This is a genomic window from Rhizobium sp. P1_E6, from assembly GCF_056405875.1.
The window spans coordinates 16838-36258 of sequence record NZ_JBFUBG010000008.1; the positions used below are offsets into that span (position 1 = coordinate 16838).

Sequence of the window (19421 nt, forward strand, 5' to 3'; positions counted from 1 at the left end):
CGCGAAGTTTGCGACCGTACTTGCCGCCATAATGACACCATATTTGGTAAACCGATTGTTAAGACGATCGGAGCAAAATGCATCAAATGCCAATGCCCCCGACAATGACGAATGGATGACATCATGCGCCTCCAATTTCTCGGAAGATTTATCGGCTTCTGCAGGTTGCTGACCGCTATCATGGTATCGTCGGTGATTGTTGCTGGACAGGCCGCTGCCCAGCAGAACAATGGCCAGTACACGGTGCAGGAAATCGTCGATGCCGGTCACTCCTTCTTCGGCGAAACCAGCGGCGGCCTTGCCAAGGTCGTTGAAAGCGCCTTCCAGAAATACGGCCTGCCGAACGGCTATATTCTCGGCCAGGAAGGCGGCGGCGCCTTCATCGCCGGCCTCACTTACGGCGAAGGCCAGCTCAACACCAAGAATGCCGGCGAGCACCCGCTTTACTGGCAGGGTCCGTCTCTGGGTCTCGACTACGGCGGCCAGGGCTCGCGCGTCATGATGCTGGTCTATGACCTGCCCTCCATCGACTCTATCTATGCGCGCTTCGGCGGCGTCAGCGGCTCTGCCTAYGTCATCGCCGGCTTCGGCATGACGCTTCTCAAGAACAACAATGTCCTGGTCGTGCCGATCCGCACGGGCGTCGGCGCCCGCCTCGGCATCAATGTCGGCTATCTGAAAGTCACCCCGAACCCGACCTGGAACCCCTTCTGAAAAGCCCAAATCACCGCTAATATCCTTGGGAATATGGTCTTGCCTGTGCTCGCAGCCTTGCCGCTGCGGGCTCTGCGTGCTTAATCAGGCGGACTGACCCGTATCAACCTTCGAATCGATGGCCGCGCCGTGATCGAATATGCTCTCTTGTTCGGATTGGGCTTCCTGACCGCGGCCTTTCTTGTCTTTCTGGTCTCGCCTGCCGTCCACCGCCGCGTCGTCTGGTATACCGAAAACCGCCTGAAGGCGACCATGCCGCTGAGCCCGCAGGAAGTGCGGGCGCAGAAGGACATGGTGCGCGCCCTCTATGCCGCTGAAAACGCCCGCACCGCACAGGACCTGCACCGCGAACGCGAAAAGTCGCTCTCCCTCCAGCTGCGCCATGACGCACTCGCCGTCGATGCCGGCAGGCTGGCCTCGGAGGTCAACGAGGCGCGTGCACAGATCGGCGAGATGCAGGTCGAGGCTGCCGAGCATCGCTCCCACCTGCGCAAGGACGAAAACTATATCAGCCAGTTGAAGACCAGCCTGCACATTGCCGAACAGGCGGGCTCCAACAAGGATAGCGAATTGGAAACTCTGCGCGCGCGGCTTTCCAAGATCACGGAACAGACCAACAACCTGAAGATCGACCTTGCTGCGCGCGAGACCGAGGCCGAAAATCTGAAATTCCGCACCAATGCCCTGCGAGACGAACGTGATACGATGCGCCAGGACATAACGGTGGCACAGAAGCGTGCCAAGGATGCCGAGCAGAAGCTCAGCCAGCAACAGCACATGGTCATCCGCCTGGAAGACAAGGCCGCCCGCGAGGCCGCTTCTGCCGCGGACAAGGAAGCCCTGCTCGGCCGCCGGCAACAGGAGATCGCCAAGCTGAAGGATCAGGTGAAGGCTGCCAATGCCGAAATCCGCAAGGCCGCAAAGGCGCTGCGCGATGCCGGCCTCTCCAAGGCGATTGCCGATCTGCCAGCCGAACCCGCCGGCGAGACCGAGCCCGCCACGCTGGATGTGGCGGCCATCACCGCGCAGATGGGCGATAATGTGCGCCGGCGTAGCGCCGCACTTGCCGACCATCTGCAGAAGGCAAGAAACAATACCGGTCGTGACGGCGCCCTTCGCGAGGAGATCGCCTCGATCGCCGCCAACATGGTAGCGCTCACGGCGCTCGATGAAGGCCCGTCCTCTCCGATCCTGCCCCTCCTGCCCGGCAGGGAGAAGAAGGGACCGAATGAACGCGTGAACCTCGCCGACCGCGCGGCTGCGATCATCGCCGATCCGCAGCGCTGAACTTATTCAGATCCGCTCCATCGCCGAGGATATGGCAAAGAGCGCAATACCTGTGGCCGTTGCCACATTGAGACTGTCCAGTCCTTCGGACTGCGGAATGCGCGCACTGCGGAAACGGGAAAGCACCGCCTCCGGCAAGCCCTCGCCCTCGGTGCCGACGACGAGCGCCATGCGATCGGAGGCTGGTATCTGCCGGATGTCAGTCTCGCCGCGTGGCGAAAGCGTCCAGATAACAAAGCCCCGCTCGGCAAGGCTCACGAGAAGATCGAGCGCATCGCCGCCGCGACGATAGGGCATGCTCAGAACAGAACCGACGGAAACGCGCAGCGCCTTGCGGTAGAGCGGGTCGCAGCAGGTTTCGTCAAGGAGGATCGCATCCGCCTTGAAGGCAGCGGCATTGCGGAACATCGACCCGGCATTGTCGTGATTGGAAATGCCGCAACCGACGAGGACCAGCGCCTGCTCGGGCAGCGTATCCAGAAAGACGGTTTCCGTGGCCTGCTCGCGGCGACCGAGCGCAAGCACGCCGCGATGCATGTTGAAGCCGACGATACCATCGAGAACATCGGCGTCGGCCACATAGACAGGTACGTCTTTGGGAAAGCGGTCGAGGATCTCCGCCACGCCGTCGAGCCTGTTGCGAAGCAGCAAGATCTTTTCGGCAGAAAATCCTCTACCCGCCGCATGCGCATCGGCGAGCATACGCAGCACGACGGTACCTTCGGCTATGAAGCGGTTCTGTCGCCCCGTCAGGTCGCGCTCGCGGATATCGCGAAACTCCGCGATCCGCGGATCGTCCGGGGTTTCGATCGTGAGAGGCTTTCCGGCCATGCCGGTCTCAATTGCCCGACAATGTGATTTCGGCCACGATGCGGCCCGCCTTGATATCGAAGACCAGCGCCTTGCGCTTGCCGTTGACATCGGCGCCGTAAAACAGGATCTGTCCGCCCGAAAGCGATGTCTGCTCGATCTTGAAGCCGAGTGGCAGCGAGGCCGTCGAATTCACCGGCGCGTCGGAGGGAACACCGGAAGAGCCTGCGGACGCTGTAGTCTGCGAAGGTTCCGTACGCGTCACCTTGTAGACAACAGCGCCGAAGACCGCCATAAGGCTCACGAACATGATGGCGCCCGAGACGATCTGCAGGCGAACCATCTTGCGCCGGACACTTTCCATAGCCGGATCAAGGGGCTTTTCTTCCTGCTCATCGTCGGCTGGCTCGAATTTCGTCATCTATGGCGTCCCGTTCTAAAAAATACGTCGGAGAAGAAGCGTCTTGAGCGACCCCTTTAAACAAGCAGATGACAATAGAAAAGTCCTGACCGCCGATGAGACAGCCGAAGGCCGCCTCGACGCCTGGCTGACCGCGCAGGTCGGCGAGGAGTTTTCCCGCAGCCGCATCAAGGCGCTGATCAAGGATGGGCAGGTCTTTTTGAAGGGCGCACCGATTACCGATCCCCAAAAGAAGGTGCGAGCCGGCGACAGCTACGAGATCATCCTGCCTGAACCGGAAGACCCGGCGCCGAAGGGGGAGGACATTCCGCTCGATATCCTCTACGAGGATGAAGACGTCATCGTCATCTCCAAGCCGGCTGGTCTCGTCGTCCATCCGGGTCCCGGCAACTGGACCGGTACGCTCGTCAATGCGCTGATCTACCATTGCGGCGACACCCTCTCCGGCATCGGCGGCGTACGCCGCCCCGGTATCGTGCACCGCCTCGACAAGGATACGACCGGCGTCATGGTCGTCGCCAAGAACGATATGGCTCACCGCCACCTCTCGCTGCAGTTTGCCGACCACGGCCGCACCATGCCGCTGGAACGCGCCTATCAGGCGATCGTCTGGGGCCGTCCGCGCTCACTCTCGGGCACGATCGACGCACCGCTAGGCCGTGACACCGGAGACCGTACCCGACGTGCCGTCAAGCGCCCGGACAACGAGAACGCCGACGAGGCGATCACCCATTACCAGGTGCTGGAGCGTTTCCATGAAAGCCCGGATGCGAGCGCGCTCGCCTCGCTCGTCGAATGTCACCTGGAAACGGGCCGCACGCACCAGATCCGCGTCCACATGGCTCATATCGGCCATCCGCTATTGGGTGATACCGTCTACGGCGCCGGCTTCAAGACCAAGGCCAATCTTCTGCCCGACGAGGCCCGCAAGATCGTCAAGGCTTTCGGCCGCCAGGCGCTGCACGCCTTCATGCTGCAATTCGAGCATCCGCGCACTGGCGAGGTGATGCACTTCGAGGTGCCGCTGCCGGATGATATGGTGGAACTCGCCGACGCCCTGCGCGCATAAGAAATGCCGCTGCTATCTCTTGGCGCCGGCACCCAGGACCCGATGCGTGGCATTGTCGAGAGCGTGGCTGGTGTCACGCCCGTCCTGCGCCAATCCCCTTGCGGTATTTCCGCAGGATGAAAGGGCGGCCGAAAGCGTGAGCAGCAGAAGGGCGGCAAGGGCTGGTCTGATCATCTGTTTCCCCTCATGGAATCGGCGGGCGAGAGTGCTACCGTCACTGGAAAAATGCAGCAGTTGTCCGTAAAATCAATGCCTCCAGCCGCCACTGGCAGAGGCCGGATAACGCCCTCGTGAACGCCGAGACGACCTTGAATCCCTGTTTCGCCATACTTATCTGTACATAGACTTATTGCGGGCTTGGAGAGAGCCGCATGTCCCGGTTTGCCTTTAACGCAAGGGCGCGTTCCATCGGGAACCGGAATCCATATAAGGAGGGTGCATTATGGCCCGAAATAACTTGCCGTCCATTACCGCCGGCGAAGCCGGTCTCAATCGTTACCTCGACGAAATCCGTAAATTCCCGATGCTGGAGCCGCAGGAAGAGTACATGCTCGCCAAGCGTTACTCCGAGCACGGAGATCGCGACGCGGCACACAGGCTCGTCACCAGCCACCTTCGCCTCGTTGCGAAGATCGCCATGGGCTATCGCGGCTACGGCCTGCCGATCGGCGAAGTCGTGTCCGAAGGTAACGTCGGCCTCATGCAGGCCGTTAAGAAGTTCGATCCGGAACGCGGTTTCCGCCTTGCCACCTATGCTATGTGGTGGATCAAGGCCTCGATCCAGGAATATATCCTGCGCTCGTGGTCTCTGGTGAAGATGGGCACGACCGCCAACCAGAAGCGTCTGTTCTTCAATCTGCGTCGCCTGAAGGGCCGTATCCAGGCCATTGATGAAGGTGATCTGAAGCCAGAACATGTGACCGAGATCGCCACCAAGCTGAACGTCTCCGAGGAAGAGGTCATTTCGATGAACCGCCGCCTGTCCGGCGACGCTTCGCTGAATGCTCCGATCAAGGCTTCTGAAGGCGACAGCGGCCAGTGGCAGGATTGGCTCGTGGATGACCATGAGAGCCAGGAAGACGTGCTGATCGAGCAGGATGAACTCGATACGCGCCGCCGCATGCTGTCCAAGGCCATGAGCGTGCTGAACGACCGTGAACGCCGCATCTTCGAGGCACGCCGGCTTGCTGAAGATCCGGTAACGCTGGAAGACCTTTCGTCCGAGTTCGACATCAGCCGCGAGCGTGTCCGTCAGATCGAAGTCCGCGCCTTTGAGAAGGTGCAGGATGCGGTCCGCAAGGAAGCGCTTGAACGCGCCAAGGCAGTGCGTGTGGTCGAAGCCACCGCATAAGCCGGTTGTCTTTATGATATGAAAAAGGCGGGTCCTTGCGGCCCGCCTTTTGCTTTGCACGATTTTGATGCGCCAGGGAAGCGCCGGCCTTATTTACTGGCTGGTCGAAAGGTCCCCGAGGGCCGTCCATTCCTTGATCGCCGAGGTAAAGGCAGTTCCTCCGGTGGCGCCCTTCTGCATAGTCAGCAGCGCCCGGCGGCCATTGCGATAGGTGATCGGAATGTCGATCCAGTCGCGAGTGCCGAGCAGGTCCAGATTGGCCTTGCGCGCATCCGGATAGTCGTTGAGCGCGATCATGTGGAAATCGTCGGTGATCTTGGCCGGCACTGCAATCAGCGGATCGCCGCGATCCTGCTCCGTGCGCTTCATCGAGATACGCTGAACGCTGTCGATGCTGCCGCCCTCGAAATTCGGCGGAACGGAAAAGACGATCTCGACGAGATGGCTTGCCGGCAGCGACGGATCGGAATTGCGCTTGAAGGTCAGGAGCGCTGAGAGGTTGCGCTCCGGCACGGTGACGTTACCCTGCACGGTGGCTTCCTGGCGGCCGTCCTGCCCGGCTTCATGCTGCATCGTCCAGACAACCGAACCCTCGATTGCGGTCGGCGAGCTTTCGCCGATCCGCTCCTCGTAGAGGAACATCTTTTCCGTAGCGCCAACAGGCACATTCTGCGCCGGTGCGGCCGCGGGGCCGTTCGGCGTCAAGTTTTCGGCAGGCGCTGCATCGGACTGGACGCTCGGTGTGCTGGTATCGGCTGCCGCGACATTCTGCTCGGCGACCGACTTGCCTTCTGCCGTCGGCGTGCCCGGCACTGCCGCAGCGCCGTTATCGACTTCTGTCCCATCGGCGAGCAGCCGCTGGGTGAACTTGGTATTGGCGGCTGAACCGTCCAACGAGGCAACTTGCTGGTTGGGTCGCGTCGGCAGTGTCGCAGCACTCGGATTTGCCGGCGGGGTCGTGGCCGGCGTGCTGCTCTGCTGTGCCGGAGGCGTTGTCGTCGACGTGGCCGTCTCGTTGCGCACAGCCTGTGACGGTGCGGAGCTGACGAGGCCGTCCACCATTTCCATCACCGCATCGCGGTTCATCCAGCCGGCATAGGCGCCACCACCGATAATGCCCAGCGTGACGAGGATCGCCAGAATGGTGCCGATGCCGAAGCGTCGGCGCTTGGGCTCCATGCGGAAGCTCTTGCCCTGCATCTTGGAAGCGACGATCTGGTCCAGATCCATCGGCGGGTTGCCGTCGTCGTCATCGGCAACAGCATTGCGTCGGTCGTAGCCGCGCAGCGCACGCGCCTCACGCCAGTCTTCGCTGGGGGCGGCGGGTGTGGGAGTCGCGGAGCCTGAACCATTGCCGGCATGCACTTCCGCAAAGATATCGACATCGTCGAAATGCGCGGAAGTCGGTGTTTTCTTGTCCGTGCCAGCCTCGATCGGTGGCAGGTCGTCGAAAGCGGCCGCTTCCCAGGAGAGATTCTCCTTGGCAGCCGGCATGACGGCCGGCGATGCGCTATTGCCGAGCGTCGAGATGACCTCATCGAAAGCGCGCGCCGAAGCATCGGCGGGAACGGCGGGAACCGCCTCTGCATAGGACTCGAGCTCTTCGCGCGCCCACTCTGTCTCGGCTTCCTGCGGCGCAGGGGCCGGCGTTTCGGCAGCCGGTTCGGACCACATGCGATCGAAATGCGCCGCCGCATCTGCAGCAAGCGGTTCCTCGCGTGCATGCTCGACGAATTCCTCGACTTGCGGCTGCGATTGCGGCTCGAAATTGGCCATCGGCTCGACGAGCCGATTGGACGCACGGTCTATGCCGCGCGGAGCCGGCTGATGAACCTCCTCGTGCTGAAGCTCTTCTTCCACCTCATGGGCGGTTTCAGCTACCGGCTCGGCAGCGACCTCATCCAGCCGCGGCTCTTCCGGATAATGCTCTTCTACAAGCTCAGGAAGCTGCTCGGGCTCGGCATGAACCTGCGCCTGCTCCGGCGCACGCCATTCTTCGGCAGGCGTCTCTTCCTCATGAGGCGGATGCCACTCGGCATGCTCGGGCACCACCTCTTCGGCGGAAGCGGCAGCCTGAACGACCTCTTCCGGCTCGGCAGGCTGMTGCTCGTTGACAGGATGTTCTGCTTCCTGCTGCTCAGGGCTTTCAGGGACAGGGGCCTCAGCAGCAGGCGCCGCCTCTGCGACAGGCTCCTGCTCTAGAGCAGGCTCTTGATGGACCTCGGGGGCCGAAGCGGCCGCAACCGGCTCCTCGACATCAGTGGCCTCTGCATGCTCGGTCTCGACTTCACGGATTGCGGCCTCAAGCTTATCAAGCTGACGTTGCAGCATGGCTTCCGGCGGACGCGGCTTCATGTTCTCGAGCTGCCGCTGCACAGCGCCGCGCGCACGCTCGTAGACCTTCACCCGCATTTCGGGCGTATTTTCAGACAGGCCGTCGACTGCCCGCCGAATAACTGCAATAAAATCCGCCATCAGTACTTTCTCAAGAAGTCCGGCACACTCCCGAACGGTCGCCCTAAGTGACCCGCGACATTAATCCTCAAACGGATCGGTCACAAGTATGGTGTCGTCACGCTCAGGGCTTGTGGAAAGAAGCGCGACGGGCGCACCGATCAGCTCTTCGACCTGGCGAACATACTTGATCGCCTGCGCCGGCAGATCGGCCCAGCTGCGGGCGCCAACCGTCGATCCCTTCCAGCCTTCCAGCGTGATGTAAATCGGCTCGACTCGAGCTTGCGCCGCCTGGCTTGCCGGAAGATGGTCGATCTGTTCGCCATCGAGCATATAGCCGACGCAGATCTTCAATTCATCGAGGCCGTCGAGCACATCAAGCTTGGTGAGCGCGATGCCACTGATGCCATTGGTCGCGACCGACTGGCGCACGAGTGCGGCGTCGAACCAGCCGCAACGGCGCTTACGGCCCGTTACCGTGCCGAATTCATGACCTTTCTCGCCGAGGAACTGACCGATCTCATCCGTCAACTCGGTCGGGAACGGACCTTCGCCGACTCGCGTCGTATAGGCCTTGGTGATGCCGAGGATATAGCCGAGCGAACCCGGACCCATGCCCGAACCGGCAGCGGCCTGGCCGGCCACCGTGTTGGACGAGGTCACGAAGGGATAGGTGCCATGATCGATATCGAGCAGGCTGCCCTGCGCACCTTCGAAAAGGATGCGGGCGCCCTTGCGGCGTTCCTTGTCGAGGAACAGCCAGACTGTATCGCGGAAGGGCAGCACACGGTCGGCGATCGAGGTCAGCTCATCCATGATCGTCTGGTGGCTGACTTCGGCAACACCGAGGCCGCGGCGAAGCGCGTTGTGATGGGTCAGGATGCGATCGACCTTGCCCGGCAGGGCTTCAAGGTCCGCAAGGTCCATGACGCGGATGGCGCGGCGGCCGACCTTGTCTTCATAGGCCGGGCCGATGCCGCGCCGCGTCGTGCCGATCTTGGTGCCGCTGTTGGAAGCTGCATCTTCGCGGAAAGCGTCCAGTTCGCGGTGCAGGGAAAGAATGAGGGTCGCGTTGTCGGCGATACGCAGGTTTTCCGGCGTGACCTTCACGCCCTGGGCTTCCAGCCGGCCGATCTCCGCAATCAGCGCATGCGGATCGACGACGACGCCGTTGCCGATGACGGCCATCTTGCCCGGGCGCACCACGCCGGATGGCAAGAGCGAGAGCTTGTAACTCGTGCCGTCGATGACGAGAGTATGACCGGCATTGTGTCCGCCCTGATAGCGCACAACGATATCCGCACGTTCCGAAAGCCAATCGACAATCTTGCCTTTGCCTTCGTCACCCCATTGCGAACCGACCACGACTACGTTCGTCATCAAACTCTTCCTGTTACCGGCGGAGAACCGCACACCTGCTCAAACCCGCGCATCTATAAAGCTTTGTTTTTGGGAAAGCGACCCTGTTGTCACAGCAGATTCGGCTTTTTACGTGACAAATCAGCCGTCAGCAGGCTAAGCCCGATCGAAAAAGCCTCCCAGAGACGGCAAGACGGGAAGATCAGCCTTTGCAAGCTACAGCCTATATCTGCCTCGTCATTGCAACTCTCTGCTGGGGCGGCAATGCCGTTGCAGGCAAGCTGGCGCTCGGCCATGTCAGCCCGATGATGCTGACCTTCCTGCGCTGGTTCCTGGCCGTCATGCTGATCGCCGCCGTCTCGCTGCCGCAGTTGAAGAAGGACTGGCCGGTCGTGCGCAAAAACCTGCCCCTGCTCTTCTTCTACGGCGTCATCGGCTATACGATCTTCAACGCCATGCTCTATTCGGCCGTGCAATACACGACTGTGATCAATGTCGCCATCGAGCAGGCCGGCATTCCCATGCTGATCTTTCTCTTGAATTTCGCCTTTTTCCGAACCGGTGTTTCGCTGGCGCAGGTCGTCGGCTTCGGCATGACGCTTATCGGCGTGGGGCTGACGGCAGCCCACGGCGATCTCGCGACGCTCCTGCGGCTCAACCTGAACCGCGGCGACGGCCTGATGCTGATCGCGGTGGCGGCCTATTCCGTCTATACGATCTTTCTGCGCTGGAAGCCCATCGTCGACTGGCGCACGCTGATGGCGATCCCGGCACTCGGTGCGGCCCTGACTGCCCTGCCGCTGCTCTTGTGGGAGGCCTCCCGCGGCGCGGCTCAATGGCCCGATGGACAAGGCTGGGCGATTGCCTTCTATACGGCAATCTTCGCCTCTCTGCTGGCGCAGATACTTTATATCAGAGGCGTCGAGGAAATCGGCGCCAATCGCGCCGGCCTGTTCATCAACCTCGTCCCGGTTTTCGGTACGCTGCTGTCCGTCGCCCTGCTCGGTGAAACGCTGCAGCTTTTCCATATGATTGCGCTGGCGCTGACGCTCGGCGGCATCGCCATCGCCGAAAAGGGACGGCCGAAGTCGGCTGCGCCCACCGTGCCGGCTTCGCCTGTCGACTAACCAAGCTCCAGCGTCGTCACGCCAAAGACGTTCTTCAGCGGGATTTCCGGCGCCGGACCGCGATACATGCGCGCGGTCTCCATGACCGGCTCAAGCCCCGCGCTTTCGGCAAGCGCAATCGCCTCGGCATTGGCGGCGGGGATATCAATATAGATCGACGCACCGTGCGCCTGGGGAATGAGGCCGGCCAGAAGGGCGGCAGCGCTGTCCGCCTCAGCGGCGAAAAGCGGGCCGATCTTGTAACCCTCATAACAGCGGCGGATCGTGCCGTAACCGCGGATCTTGCCGCTCTTGCGCACGACAACAGAACTTCGCCCCTTGCGGCCCGTGCACCAGGCAGAAAGGAAAGCCGGACGGGGCTGCGGGAAAATGCCGCTGTCGTAGCGCTGCAGGCCTTCGAGCCGCGCATCCGGAACCGGTTGTGCGACGAGCGAGGATTGCGGCACGGATGACGGCACGCCGCCATAGCGGATCGTGTTGTAGGCAACCTCGAAACCGGCCTTCCGATAGGCTGCCTGCTGCGCAGCAACCCCGTCGAGACCGATCGTACGGTTTCCCGCAGAAGCGATGCCCGCGTTCCAGATCGCCTTGCCGAAACCTCGGCCGCGGAAGTCGGGGTGGACAATGTAGAGGCCGAGGAAGGCGAAGTTGTCGCCATATTTGACGACAGAGATAGAGCCGACCGGCACCTCACCGATGGCGCCAACGAAAAATCCGGAAGGATCGGCTTCATGGAATGCGATCGCATCATCGAGGCCGGGATTCCAGCCCTCCTGGCGTGCCCATTCCAGCGCAAGCTCCAGTTCGCCGGGCCGCATGGAACGAACGACAAATTCCGAATTCATGCAACCTTCCCAGATTGAAATCAGCAAGTCCATTCGGTGATGCACCAAGCAATCGTCAAGTCGATTGTCAGTGCGCTCGGACCGGTGATGATGAACTCGCGTTCACGGCTTGAACGATGCGTATCGTCGTTTTGAAATGCAATGCAAAAGAACTTCGATCTCGCCTTACCATGAAACAATGCAATTGCAATCTCAAGAAAATTACTGCGCCCGCAGGATCCTTCCGGCGGGCGCAAATCGAAAGACGGCAGTATCCAATATTTAAGTGTTAACGCAGAAACGGACCCAGCGCTTCGGCAGCACCGATGGTCTGGGCAGCCTGGCTGAGAACGCTGTCGAAAACGAAGCCGACGACGACAGTCAATTGGTGCGAATAGGCCTTCAGCTTATATCCTTCGCTGTCGACCTGTGCCGGAGCACGCAGAGCGAAGGGCATGTTCGGACGAACGAAGCCGGCGCTCGTCGTCAACGGCTCCTCAGGCAGATGGCCGATGGCCGAGGTGTACATGAGATCGCGACCGAAGCCACCAGGGCCAAAGGCAAAAGCCGGCTGGCTTGCAGCCGATACGGTGATTGCGAGCGTCGCGGCGAGAAGAAGTCTGCTCATCTTGAAGTCCCCGTTTTCCAGTCGGCCCGACGATTTCCGCCTGGCCGCAGCGCCGGTCGCATCTGTCCATGCCCGGCCGCTTTCATGAGGGTCACTCTACATGTCGGTATTTGCAGGCCTTTTAAGCCGATCCGTACAATTTTATTGAAACGCGATTTTTTAGACTGTCGCTCTTCAGGCGGAAAACAATCTTTACCATACGCCTTGACCGTATCTTCGCATCCTTACTTCTAAGGTGCCCCAAAACAAAACAGGGCCGAAAACAATGCACGAAGTTCCAGTCAAATCCAGGATTATCCAGAACGTCTATTTCAGCCAGGAAGACGGGCGCCTGCGCATCTGCTTCCGCAACGGTGAAGAGCGTCTGTTCGAAGGCGTGCCGGTCGATGACGTCAATACCATGGTGGCCGCGCCCTCGCCGGGCCAGTACTATATCGACCAGATCAGAAAACGTTATCGTCGTATCGCGGCTTAAGGCGCGTCGATACTTTCACCGGCGCGGCTTTAAATCGATTGCCCCATGCTCCGGATGAGATCGATTGCCACATTGGTCCGAGCCTTATAAATGATGACTTCCGTTGTCCGAGGTCTCGCGAACTGACGATGCAGTCGTCCGATCAGAATATGAAACTAGCGCCGCAGCCGCGAAGAGGCCGCGCCGTCATGTGGCTTCTGATCATTCTCTCCTTTTCAATTGTCGCCGCCACTGTGCTGCTGTCGAATGACATGCGTCACCTGAAGTCGCTGGCTCACTACTTCGGCATAGAACTTTTCCCGCCGGAGGCACCCCCGCCTCCCCCGCCGCCTAAGGTTTTCCGCCGAACCGAACCAGTCAGCATCAAGATCGCGCCGCGAATGTTCGACCCGCCGCAGCCGGCTCTTGCGAGCGTTTTTCTGCGGACCTGGCGCATTTCCGGTCCGGCCATGTGCGAGGCGCTGCGTTCTGCCGGCGTCCAAACAAGTGATTGGACGGCGACCGCCTTCAATTCCGATACGTTCGAATGCTCGTACGAACAGATTTTCAAGAAAGAGAAGGAGCACATCGCCAGCTCGCTCTTCCTCGTCGTTCGCGGCAACGGCAATGGCACGATATCAAGCATGCGGGTGAAACTCGTCGGCCCGGCAACCAACAATGACGGGCAGCTCGACGCTGGCACAATGCGCATCTTCGAAACCATGCTCACGCAGCCGGCGTGGCTGGATTTCCATGATGCGCTGGCAGCAATCCGTAATCTCAGGGATGTGAAGGACGAAGGCTTCGGCTCGCTGATCAACTTCACCCAGGAACATTCGCGTCCGGGCAGCTTCAATTTCACGCTCCTGCTTCAGGAGACCTCCCCCCAACAGCGCCGCACGAAGGATTATTTTTCCGCGAAGACCTGGCTGCCTGCGCCCGATCCCTCCTGGCTGGTGCCGGAACTCATCTTCTGGCGACGCGCCTGATCACTTCGCGCTGGCAACAAGCTGCGGCCTTGACGTGTCGTTGAGCACGCCGGCAAGATCCTGACCGTCCCGTCTGCAACTGACCATGAACAGCTTCGGCGCCAATTCCTTGCGGCTGCATTCGATGAAACTGCGGCGCAAGGCAGTCCGCAGCGCGCCCGCTGCATTCTGGCCGCAGGCAAGACGGCGCCCCTGCACATCGACACAGAGCGCCTGCGGGGCGATGCGCGATACACCAGCAATGACGAACGTGTCGCCATTAAGGGAAAAGGTCGCATTGTCGATGACCTTCAGGGACCGACCGGCGGAGAATTTGAAGGGATAGCGGTCGGGCTCGCGGTCATAGGGCTGATGGCCCGGATCGATATGAACCGGTACAGAGGTCCAGATCGCTCCACTTTCCGCATCCATCCGCGGCGTCGCATCGACCGGAGAGGCAATCAGATAGGAGGCAAAAGCCATCGCACCCGCCACGGCCACAAGCGCGCCGCAGACGCGGCCGAAAAGAATGAGCAGCTCTGCAATCACTCGCAAGAAATCACCGTGCCTGAGGCTAGATAGAACGTTTTTTGAACGCTCACCGGCGGACGATGGTTCCGTGAAGGGCGCGCTCCATTTTCCATAGTGCGCCCGGCCTAATTTAGGGCGTCAAACTTCAGACGCATTTAACTCAAAATAGGTGCAGCCAAACTCTTTCGATCCTTGACTTGAATCGACCAGGGATTAGCTTTGACGCTGTCTTGAACCGCTCGTCGGATCCAGCAGCCACCTCTCTCGCGCGAAACACATCGGGGAGTACCGCATGGAAACTAGACTGCAGTCCAAACTCATTGAAGCGATTGATTATAAGCGCGAAACTCGACACCTCACGCTCTATCTGACCAACGGCCAACGCCGTCATTACGAAGATGTCCCCGAAGGCATCGTCGTCGGACTTGCCGCAGCAGCTTCTCCTGGCGACTTCTACATGAGCCAGATCCGGGGCCGCTTCCGCACTACCTGAAAAATACGGCACGCACCCAAGGCGTGCCGTGTCGGTGCACTAGGAACCAACCTAAATTGTTCACCGATTGGACCRTTCATACCGAGATCGGCCTCGCATCCCTCCATCGACTAGACTTCAGCCTCAAATCTCAGCCGGCCACACTTCGCGATTTGTCGTCGTGGCCGTTTGATGCAAGAAGGCGTCCCGTATCGGCAGCGCTCGAGGGATAGCCGAGCGCAAAGCCCTGCAGGCTGTCGCAGCCGAGCCATGACAGCGTCACGGCATGAGCCTCGGTTTCCACCCCTTCGGCGATTACTTCGACATCGAGAGCCTTGGCGATCTCGACGATCGATCCGACCACGCGCCTCTGCTCGGCCGATTCCACGACATCTGTAACGAGCTGGCGGTCGATCTTCAGCCGTTTCGGTTTCAGCCGCACAAGACCGATGAGCGAAGCATGGCCGGAACCGAAATCGTCGATCTCGATATCGATGCCCATTTGCTTGATGAGGTCGATATTGGCGAGGAACTTATCATCGCAATCGTCGAGGAAGATCGTTTCCACCAGCTCGAAGACGATGGCGCCCGGCGGAATGGCAAGCCGGCGCAACTTGTCCAGCAGAGCTGGATCGGCAAGACGCGCAGGAGAAATATTCACGGCGATGCGAGGTACGCTGCAGCCCATAGCCTGCCAGACAACGCGATCTTCGAGCGCACGCTGCAGGATCGCGGCATCGATCTCTGCCGAAAGCCCATACTCATCCGCAATGCGGAGGAAGACGCTCGGCGCCAGCAAACCCTTTTCCGGATGGTTCCAGCGTGCCAGCGCTTCCAGCCCGGTGATCTCGCGAGTGCGCGCATCGAGCTGAACCTGATAGTAGGGAACGATCTGGCCCTGCTCCAGAGCTTGGGCGAGCTCCTCGGCGAGGCGGCGTTTGCCGCGCAGGTCTTCCTGAAGCTGTCGGCTGAAGAATTCGATGCGGTTGCGGCCGAGCTTTTTCGCCTGATAAAGCGCCAGATCCGATTCGGCGAGCAAATTGCGCGCCCGCCTGTTGCTGCTCCAGGATACCCCGATCGACGCACCGGATTGCAGCATCTCCTGCCCAAAACGAATTTTCTTCCGCAATCGCCGCTGCACATCCTCGACAATCGCTTTCAGTTCGGCGAGGCCGGCGAAGTTGATCAGAACGATGACGAATTCGTCGCCGCCGACACGCGCGGCCATGCCACTTGCAGGAATGGCAGCTGCAATTCTGAGCGATGCCGCGCGCAACACGGCATCGCCAGCCGTGTGACCATGGCTGTCATTGATCTGCTTGAACTGGTCGAGATCGAGGTGCAGAACGGCAAGCATGGATACGCCCCTGTCGGTCGGCAGTTCGGCAAGCCGCTTGTCGAGCAGACGCCGGTTCGGCATGCCGGTCAGGTAGTCACGGTCGGCTACATGCTCGATCCGCGCATTGCTTTCCTCAAGTGCGAGCGCCCGGGCCTCGGCCACTATCTTCTGCTTGCCGAGTTCGGCATTGAGCAGCACGTCGGAGGTCACGTCCCATTCCGCGCCGATGAAGGACGGGGCCCCCCCCTCATCGACATAAAAATGCGCCCGCGACCTCAGATGGCGGATCTCACCGCTCGGCAGGATGATGCGAAACTGGGAATTATAGGCGCCACGGGCGGCAACCGCTTTTTCGAAGTCTTGCTCGGCCCGTTCCCTATCCTCTGGATGCAGGGCATTCGACCAGATCCAGGTCGGCACCTCCCGGTTTGTCTGACCGGTTCCGTAGAGGCGGTGCATCTGCGCATCCCAGAGAATGGCATTCTTATTGATACTGTGCTCCCACACACCGATCTGCGAAGCGTCCAGCGCAAGCTCCAGTCTCCGGAGAAGATCCTGGAACTCTCGCTCGGATCGCGTTGGTTTATTCTCGGGCAATTCGGTTTCAGCCTCGAAGCCTGCAAAAACTCTAATATAGTCGCAAGCCCTCATTAATGAAGCCTTTTTGTAAGTACCGAACTAGTTACTAGGTGAACTGTTCGTTACGACTGCCTCCTTTTCGATCAGTATTGCTTTAGCCAGACAATTTCTTCAATTAGTGATTGTGACGGGGCGAATTCTTGGCAATCTGGCGGAAGTCCGCCGCACCCTCGATCACCGCACCGTCCGAAAGCTGTGTGACCGAACTGCGGTATAGGCGCTGCCAGGGCGTCGCATCGGCCGGCACAGGCGGAATTCCGTCCCCCTTGCGCCGCTCGATTTCGGCATCGTCGACGAGCATGTCGCAGCGCCCCTGGTTGAAATCGATGCGGACGATGTCACCCGTCCGCAGCCAGGCAAGCCCACCGCCGGCAGCACTTTCGGGCGAAGCATTGAGGATCGAGGGGCTGTCCGACGTGCCGGACTGGCGCCCGTCGCCGATCGTCGGCAGACTCTTGATGCCGCGCTTCAGGATATGATCCGGCGGCTGCATGTTAACGACCTCCGCCGAGCCCGGCCAGCCGAGCGGACCGGCGCCGCGGATGGCAAGGATCGTGTTCTCGTCGATACCGAGGCCCGGATCGTTGATGCGCTTGTGGTAGTCTTCCGAGCCATCGAAAACGACAGCCTTGCCTTCAAAGACGCCTTCGCGGCCTGGCTCCTGCAGGTATCGCTTGCGGAAGTCCTCGGAGACGACGCTCATCTTCATGATGGCGAAATCGAAGAGATTGCCCTTGAGCACGAGGAAGCCGGCGCGTTCCTTCAGGGGCTCGTCATAGGGCTTGATGACATCGCGGTCACGCGCCTCACGCCCTCTCAGATTGTCAGCCATGGTCCTGCCGGTGACGGTGCGACAGTCACCGTCGAGCTTGCCGGCCTGCAGCAATTCCCACATTACCGCGGGGGTGCCACCGGCACGGTGGAACTTCTCGCCGAGATAGGCACCTGCCGGCTGCACATTCGCCAGTAGTGGAATGTCGAAACCATGGACCTGCCAATCCTCGGGATATAGCTCGACTCCTGCATGTTTCGCCATGGCGGCAAGATGCGGCTGGGCGTTGGTCGAGCCGCCGATGGCCGAATTGGTCTTGATGGCATTGAGGAAGGCTTCGCGCGTCAGGATATCCGACGGCTTCAGGTCTTCGAGTACGATTTCGACGGCGCGCCGGCCCGTGCGATAGGCCATCTGGCCACGCTCGCGATAGGCAGCCGGGATATTGCCGCAGCCCGTCAGCGACAGGCCGAGCGCTTCGGCCAGTGCATTCATGGTCGAGGCCGTGCCCATCGTGTTGCAATGACCGATGGAGGGTGCCGAATCGAGCGCCGTTTGCAGGAATTCCTCTTCATCGATCTCGCCTGCCGCCAGCTTCCGGCGCGACTGCCAGATCGCCATGCCGGAACCGGCGAGCTTGCCTTCGTGCCAGCCGTCGAGCATCGGCCCGCCCGAGAGAACGATCGCCGGAATATCGACCGTCGACGCCGCCATGATCGCCGACGGCGTGGTCTTGTCACAGCCGGTCGTCAGTACGACGCCATCGAGCGGATAGCCGTAGAGGATTTCAACGAGGCCGAGATAGGCAAGGTTGCGATCAAGTGCTGCCGTCGGGCGCTTGCAGTTCTCGAAGATAGGATGCGTCGGAAACTCGATCGGGATGCCGCCCGCATCGCGGATGCCGTCACGCACGCGCTTGGCAAGCTCGATATGGACGCGATTGCAGGGCGTCAGATCGCTGCCGCTCTGGGCAATACCGATAACAGGCTTGCCGGACCGCAGCTCCTCCGGCGTCACACCATAGTTCATGAAGCGCTCCAGATAGAGCGCCGTCATGTCGATATGATCAGGATTGTCGAACCAGTCCTGTGAGCGCAGGCGGCGCTTGCCGGTCTTGCTGTCGGTCATTTCTTCCCTCCCATTCGGGCATTCGTATCTTCGAGATGGAGCAGCAAGGCACTGTGATCCGTCTCGCCGTTGCCTTTGCCAACAAATTCTGTGAATTCGGCATGCACCGCTTCTGTCAGCGGCAAGGTCAAAGACAGCGTCTTTGCCATCGCCATGACGGCGTCGAGGTCCTTCAACTGATTGGCCGAAGAACCGCCCGGTGCAAATTGCCGGTCGATCATGCGCTTGCCGTGGATCTCCAATATGCGACTGTCCGCAAAGCCGCCACGCACGGCATCCCGGAAGGCCGCCGGCGAACCCCCGCCCGCCTCGATCAGCATCATCGCCTCGGCAACGGCGCCGATCGTCACGGCCACGATCTGCTGGTTTGCGAGTTTGGCAAGCTGCCCTGATCCACTTGGCCCGACATGTGTAGCACGCCCCATTGGCGCGAAAACTTCGGCGAGTTCGGCAATGACCGCAGCATCCCCGCCCGCCATGATGGCAAGAGTACCGGCCGCCGCGCCGACCGTGCCGCCCGAAACCGGCGCGTCGATGTGACGGATGCCGCGCGCGGACAGTTTTTCCGCATGCTCCCGTGCAAAAGGCGGGGCGATGGAACTCATGTCGAAGATAGCCGCGCCCGGTCTCATGGCGTCGGCAACGCCCAGATCGAACAGAACCTGCCCGACGGCCTGTGCATTTGTCAGCATGCAGATGACGACATCGGCTGAAGAAACGGCTTCAGCTGGGGATGCGGCGATATCGGCACCATCTGCGGAAAGAGCCTCAGCCTTGGCGCGATCACGGTTCCAGACGGTGACGGCAAAGCCTGCGCCAAGCAGGCGCCGCACCATCGGCGCTCCCATGAGCCCAGTGCCGAGAAAGGCAATCTTCGGCTTTCCAGTGTTTCCCGATGCGTGTGTCATCCAGCCCTCCCGAACCGTTGCCTGCCTTTGATACCCCCCTTACCTCAGCATGCAACCGTTTTGATGGACGTAACGCATTTTTGTCGCATCCCGCGACATCGCCCCTAAAATCGAATTCGATCGAGTGTACTTCACCTTAAAAACGAAACGGGCGAGGACCGAAGTC

18 protein-coding genes and 1 pseudogene are annotated in these 19421 nt (G+C 60.6%); 8 read left to right on the forward strand and 11 right to left on the reverse strand.

Annotated elements, in window-relative coordinates; genetic code table 11:
* The first annotated feature begins 123 nt into the window (after positions 1-123).
* Together AC1D35_RS06775 and AC1D35_RS06780 are read left to right on the forward strand one after the other, a co-directional pair.
* Positions 124-714, forward strand: a complete 591-nt coding sequence (locus tag AC1D35_RS06775; RefSeq protein WP_113299824.1) for an EipA family protein — start codon at positions 124-126, stop codon at positions 712-714.
* A 129-nt stretch (positions 715-843) separates the two neighbouring features.
* Positions 844-2001: a hypothetical protein gene (locus AC1D35_RS06780; protein WP_113311259.1), complete on the forward strand. Its 1158-nt coding sequence runs from the start codon at positions 844-846 to the stop codon at positions 1999-2001.
* Between the two features lie 6 nt (positions 2002-2007).
* On the opposite strand, the gene AC1D35_RS06785 is transcribed toward AC1D35_RS06780, so the two are convergent.
* Positions 2008-2832: a TrmH family RNA methyltransferase gene (locus tag AC1D35_RS06785; RefSeq protein WP_113311258.1), complete on the reverse strand. Its 825-nt coding sequence runs from the start codon at positions 2830-2832 to the stop codon at positions 2008-2010.
* 7 nt (positions 2833-2839) lie between these two features.
* Positions 2840-3232 (reverse strand): hypothetical protein, encoded by a 393-nt coding sequence (locus tag AC1D35_RS06790; RefSeq protein WP_113311257.1) that lies wholly within the window; start codon positions 3230-3232, stop codon positions 2840-2842.
* 43 nt (positions 3233-3275) lie between these two features.
* Between AC1D35_RS06790 and AC1D35_RS06795 the strand changes: the two genes are divergently transcribed.
* Entirely contained in the window at positions 3276-4301 is a 1026-nt protein-coding gene (locus tag AC1D35_RS06795; RefSeq protein ID WP_113299789.1) for an RluA family pseudouridine synthase, read from the forward strand.
* A 12-nt stretch (positions 4302-4313) separates the two neighbouring features.
* Here the strand turns inward: AC1D35_RS06795 and AC1D35_RS06800 are convergent, their stop codons facing one another.
* On the reverse strand, positions 4314-4475 hold the full coding sequence (locus AC1D35_RS06800) for an entericidin (protein WP_113299790.1): 162 nt from the start codon (positions 4473-4475) through the stop codon (positions 4314-4316).
* A 268-nt stretch (positions 4476-4743) separates the two neighbouring features.
* On the opposite strand from AC1D35_RS06800, the gene rpoH reads away from it, so the two are divergent.
* Positions 4744-5652 (forward strand): RNA polymerase sigma factor RpoH, encoded by a 909-nt coding sequence (rpoH, locus tag AC1D35_RS06805; RefSeq protein ID WP_113299791.1) that lies wholly within the window; start codon positions 4744-4746, stop codon positions 5650-5652.
* Positions 5653-5745: 93 nt separating this feature from the next.
* On the opposite strand, the gene AC1D35_RS06810 is transcribed toward rpoH, so the two are convergent.
* Together AC1D35_RS06810 and AC1D35_RS06815 are read right to left on the reverse strand one after the other, a co-directional pair.
* The gene (locus AC1D35_RS06810; RefSeq protein WP_477938375.1) at positions 5746-8127 is read right to left on the reverse strand and encodes a hypothetical protein; all 2382 of its coding nucleotides are present in this window, start codon (positions 8125-8127) and stop codon (positions 5746-5748) included.
* A gap of 60 nt (positions 8128-8187) precedes the next feature.
* Positions 8188-9486: an adenylosuccinate synthase gene (locus AC1D35_RS06815; protein WP_113299793.1), complete on the reverse strand. Its 1299-nt coding sequence runs from the start codon at positions 9484-9486 to the stop codon at positions 8188-8190.
* Between the two features lie 188 nt (positions 9487-9674).
* On the opposite strand from AC1D35_RS06815, the gene AC1D35_RS06820 reads away from it, so the two are divergent.
* Complete coding sequence (locus AC1D35_RS06820) at positions 9675-10592, forward strand: DMT family transporter (RefSeq protein ID WP_113311255.1); 918 nt, start codon at positions 9675-9677, stop codon at positions 10590-10592.
* On the opposite strand, the gene AC1D35_RS06825 is transcribed toward AC1D35_RS06820, so the two are convergent.
* Entirely contained in the window at positions 10589-11437 is an 849-nt protein-coding gene (locus AC1D35_RS06825) for a GNAT family N-acetyltransferase (protein ID WP_113311254.1), read from the reverse strand. The two genes, AC1D35_RS06820 and AC1D35_RS06825, sit on opposite strands and share 4 nt — an antisense overlap.
* 268 nt (positions 11438-11705) lie before the next feature.
* Positions 11706-12044 (reverse strand): hypothetical protein, encoded by a 339-nt coding sequence (locus AC1D35_RS06830; RefSeq protein WP_113299795.1) that lies wholly within the window; start codon positions 12042-12044, stop codon positions 11706-11708.
* 265 nt (positions 12045-12309) lie between these two features.
* On the opposite strand from AC1D35_RS06830, the gene AC1D35_RS06835 reads away from it, so the two are divergent.
* Both AC1D35_RS06835 and AC1D35_RS06840 read left to right on the forward strand, forming a co-directional pair.
* Positions 12310-12519: a KTSC domain-containing protein gene (locus tag AC1D35_RS06835; protein ID WP_113311253.1), complete on the forward strand. Its 210-nt coding sequence runs from the start codon at positions 12310-12312 to the stop codon at positions 12517-12519.
* Positions 12520-12707: 188 nt separating this feature from the next.
* The gene (locus AC1D35_RS06840) at positions 12708-13487 is read left to right on the forward strand and encodes a DUF6030 family protein (protein ID WP_477938376.1); all 780 of its coding nucleotides are present in this window, start codon (positions 12708-12710) and stop codon (positions 13485-13487) included.
* On the opposite strand, the gene AC1D35_RS06845 is transcribed toward AC1D35_RS06840, so the two are convergent.
* Positions 13488-14021, reverse strand: coding sequence for a hypothetical protein (locus AC1D35_RS06845; protein ID WP_162747200.1), 534 nt, complete (start codon positions 14019-14021; stop codon positions 13488-13490). It abuts the gene before it with no gap.
* Positions 14022-14289: 268 nt separating this feature from the next.
* Here AC1D35_RS06845 and AC1D35_RS06850 point away from each other — a divergent pair, with 268 nt between their 5' ends.
* On the forward strand, positions 14290-14490 hold the full coding sequence (locus tag AC1D35_RS06850; protein WP_113299799.1) for a KTSC domain-containing protein: 201 nt from the start codon (positions 14290-14292) through the stop codon (positions 14488-14490).
* A gap of 130 nt (positions 14491-14620) precedes the next feature.
* Here the strand turns inward: AC1D35_RS06850 and AC1D35_RS06855 are convergent, their stop codons facing one another.
* From AC1D35_RS06855 to AC1D35_RS06865, 3 genes and pseudogenes are all read right to left on the reverse strand, one after another.
* The gene (locus tag AC1D35_RS06855) at positions 14621-16459 is read right to left on the reverse strand and encodes a GGDEF domain-containing phosphodiesterase (protein WP_113311251.1); all 1839 of its coding nucleotides are present in this window, start codon (positions 16457-16459) and stop codon (positions 14621-14623) included.
* Positions 16460-16562: 103 nt separating this feature from the next.
* Positions 16563-18347 (reverse strand): IlvD/Edd family dehydratase, encoded by a 1785-nt coding sequence (locus AC1D35_RS06860; RefSeq protein WP_113311250.1) that lies wholly within the window; start codon positions 18345-18347, stop codon positions 16563-16565.
* Positions 18344-19261: pseudogene (locus AC1D35_RS06865) on the reverse strand (NAD(P)-dependent oxidoreductase); the annotation flags it as partial. The pseudogene AC1D35_RS06865 and the gene AC1D35_RS06860, both read right to left, overlap by 4 nt.
* Positions 19262-19421 lie beyond the last annotated feature (160 nt).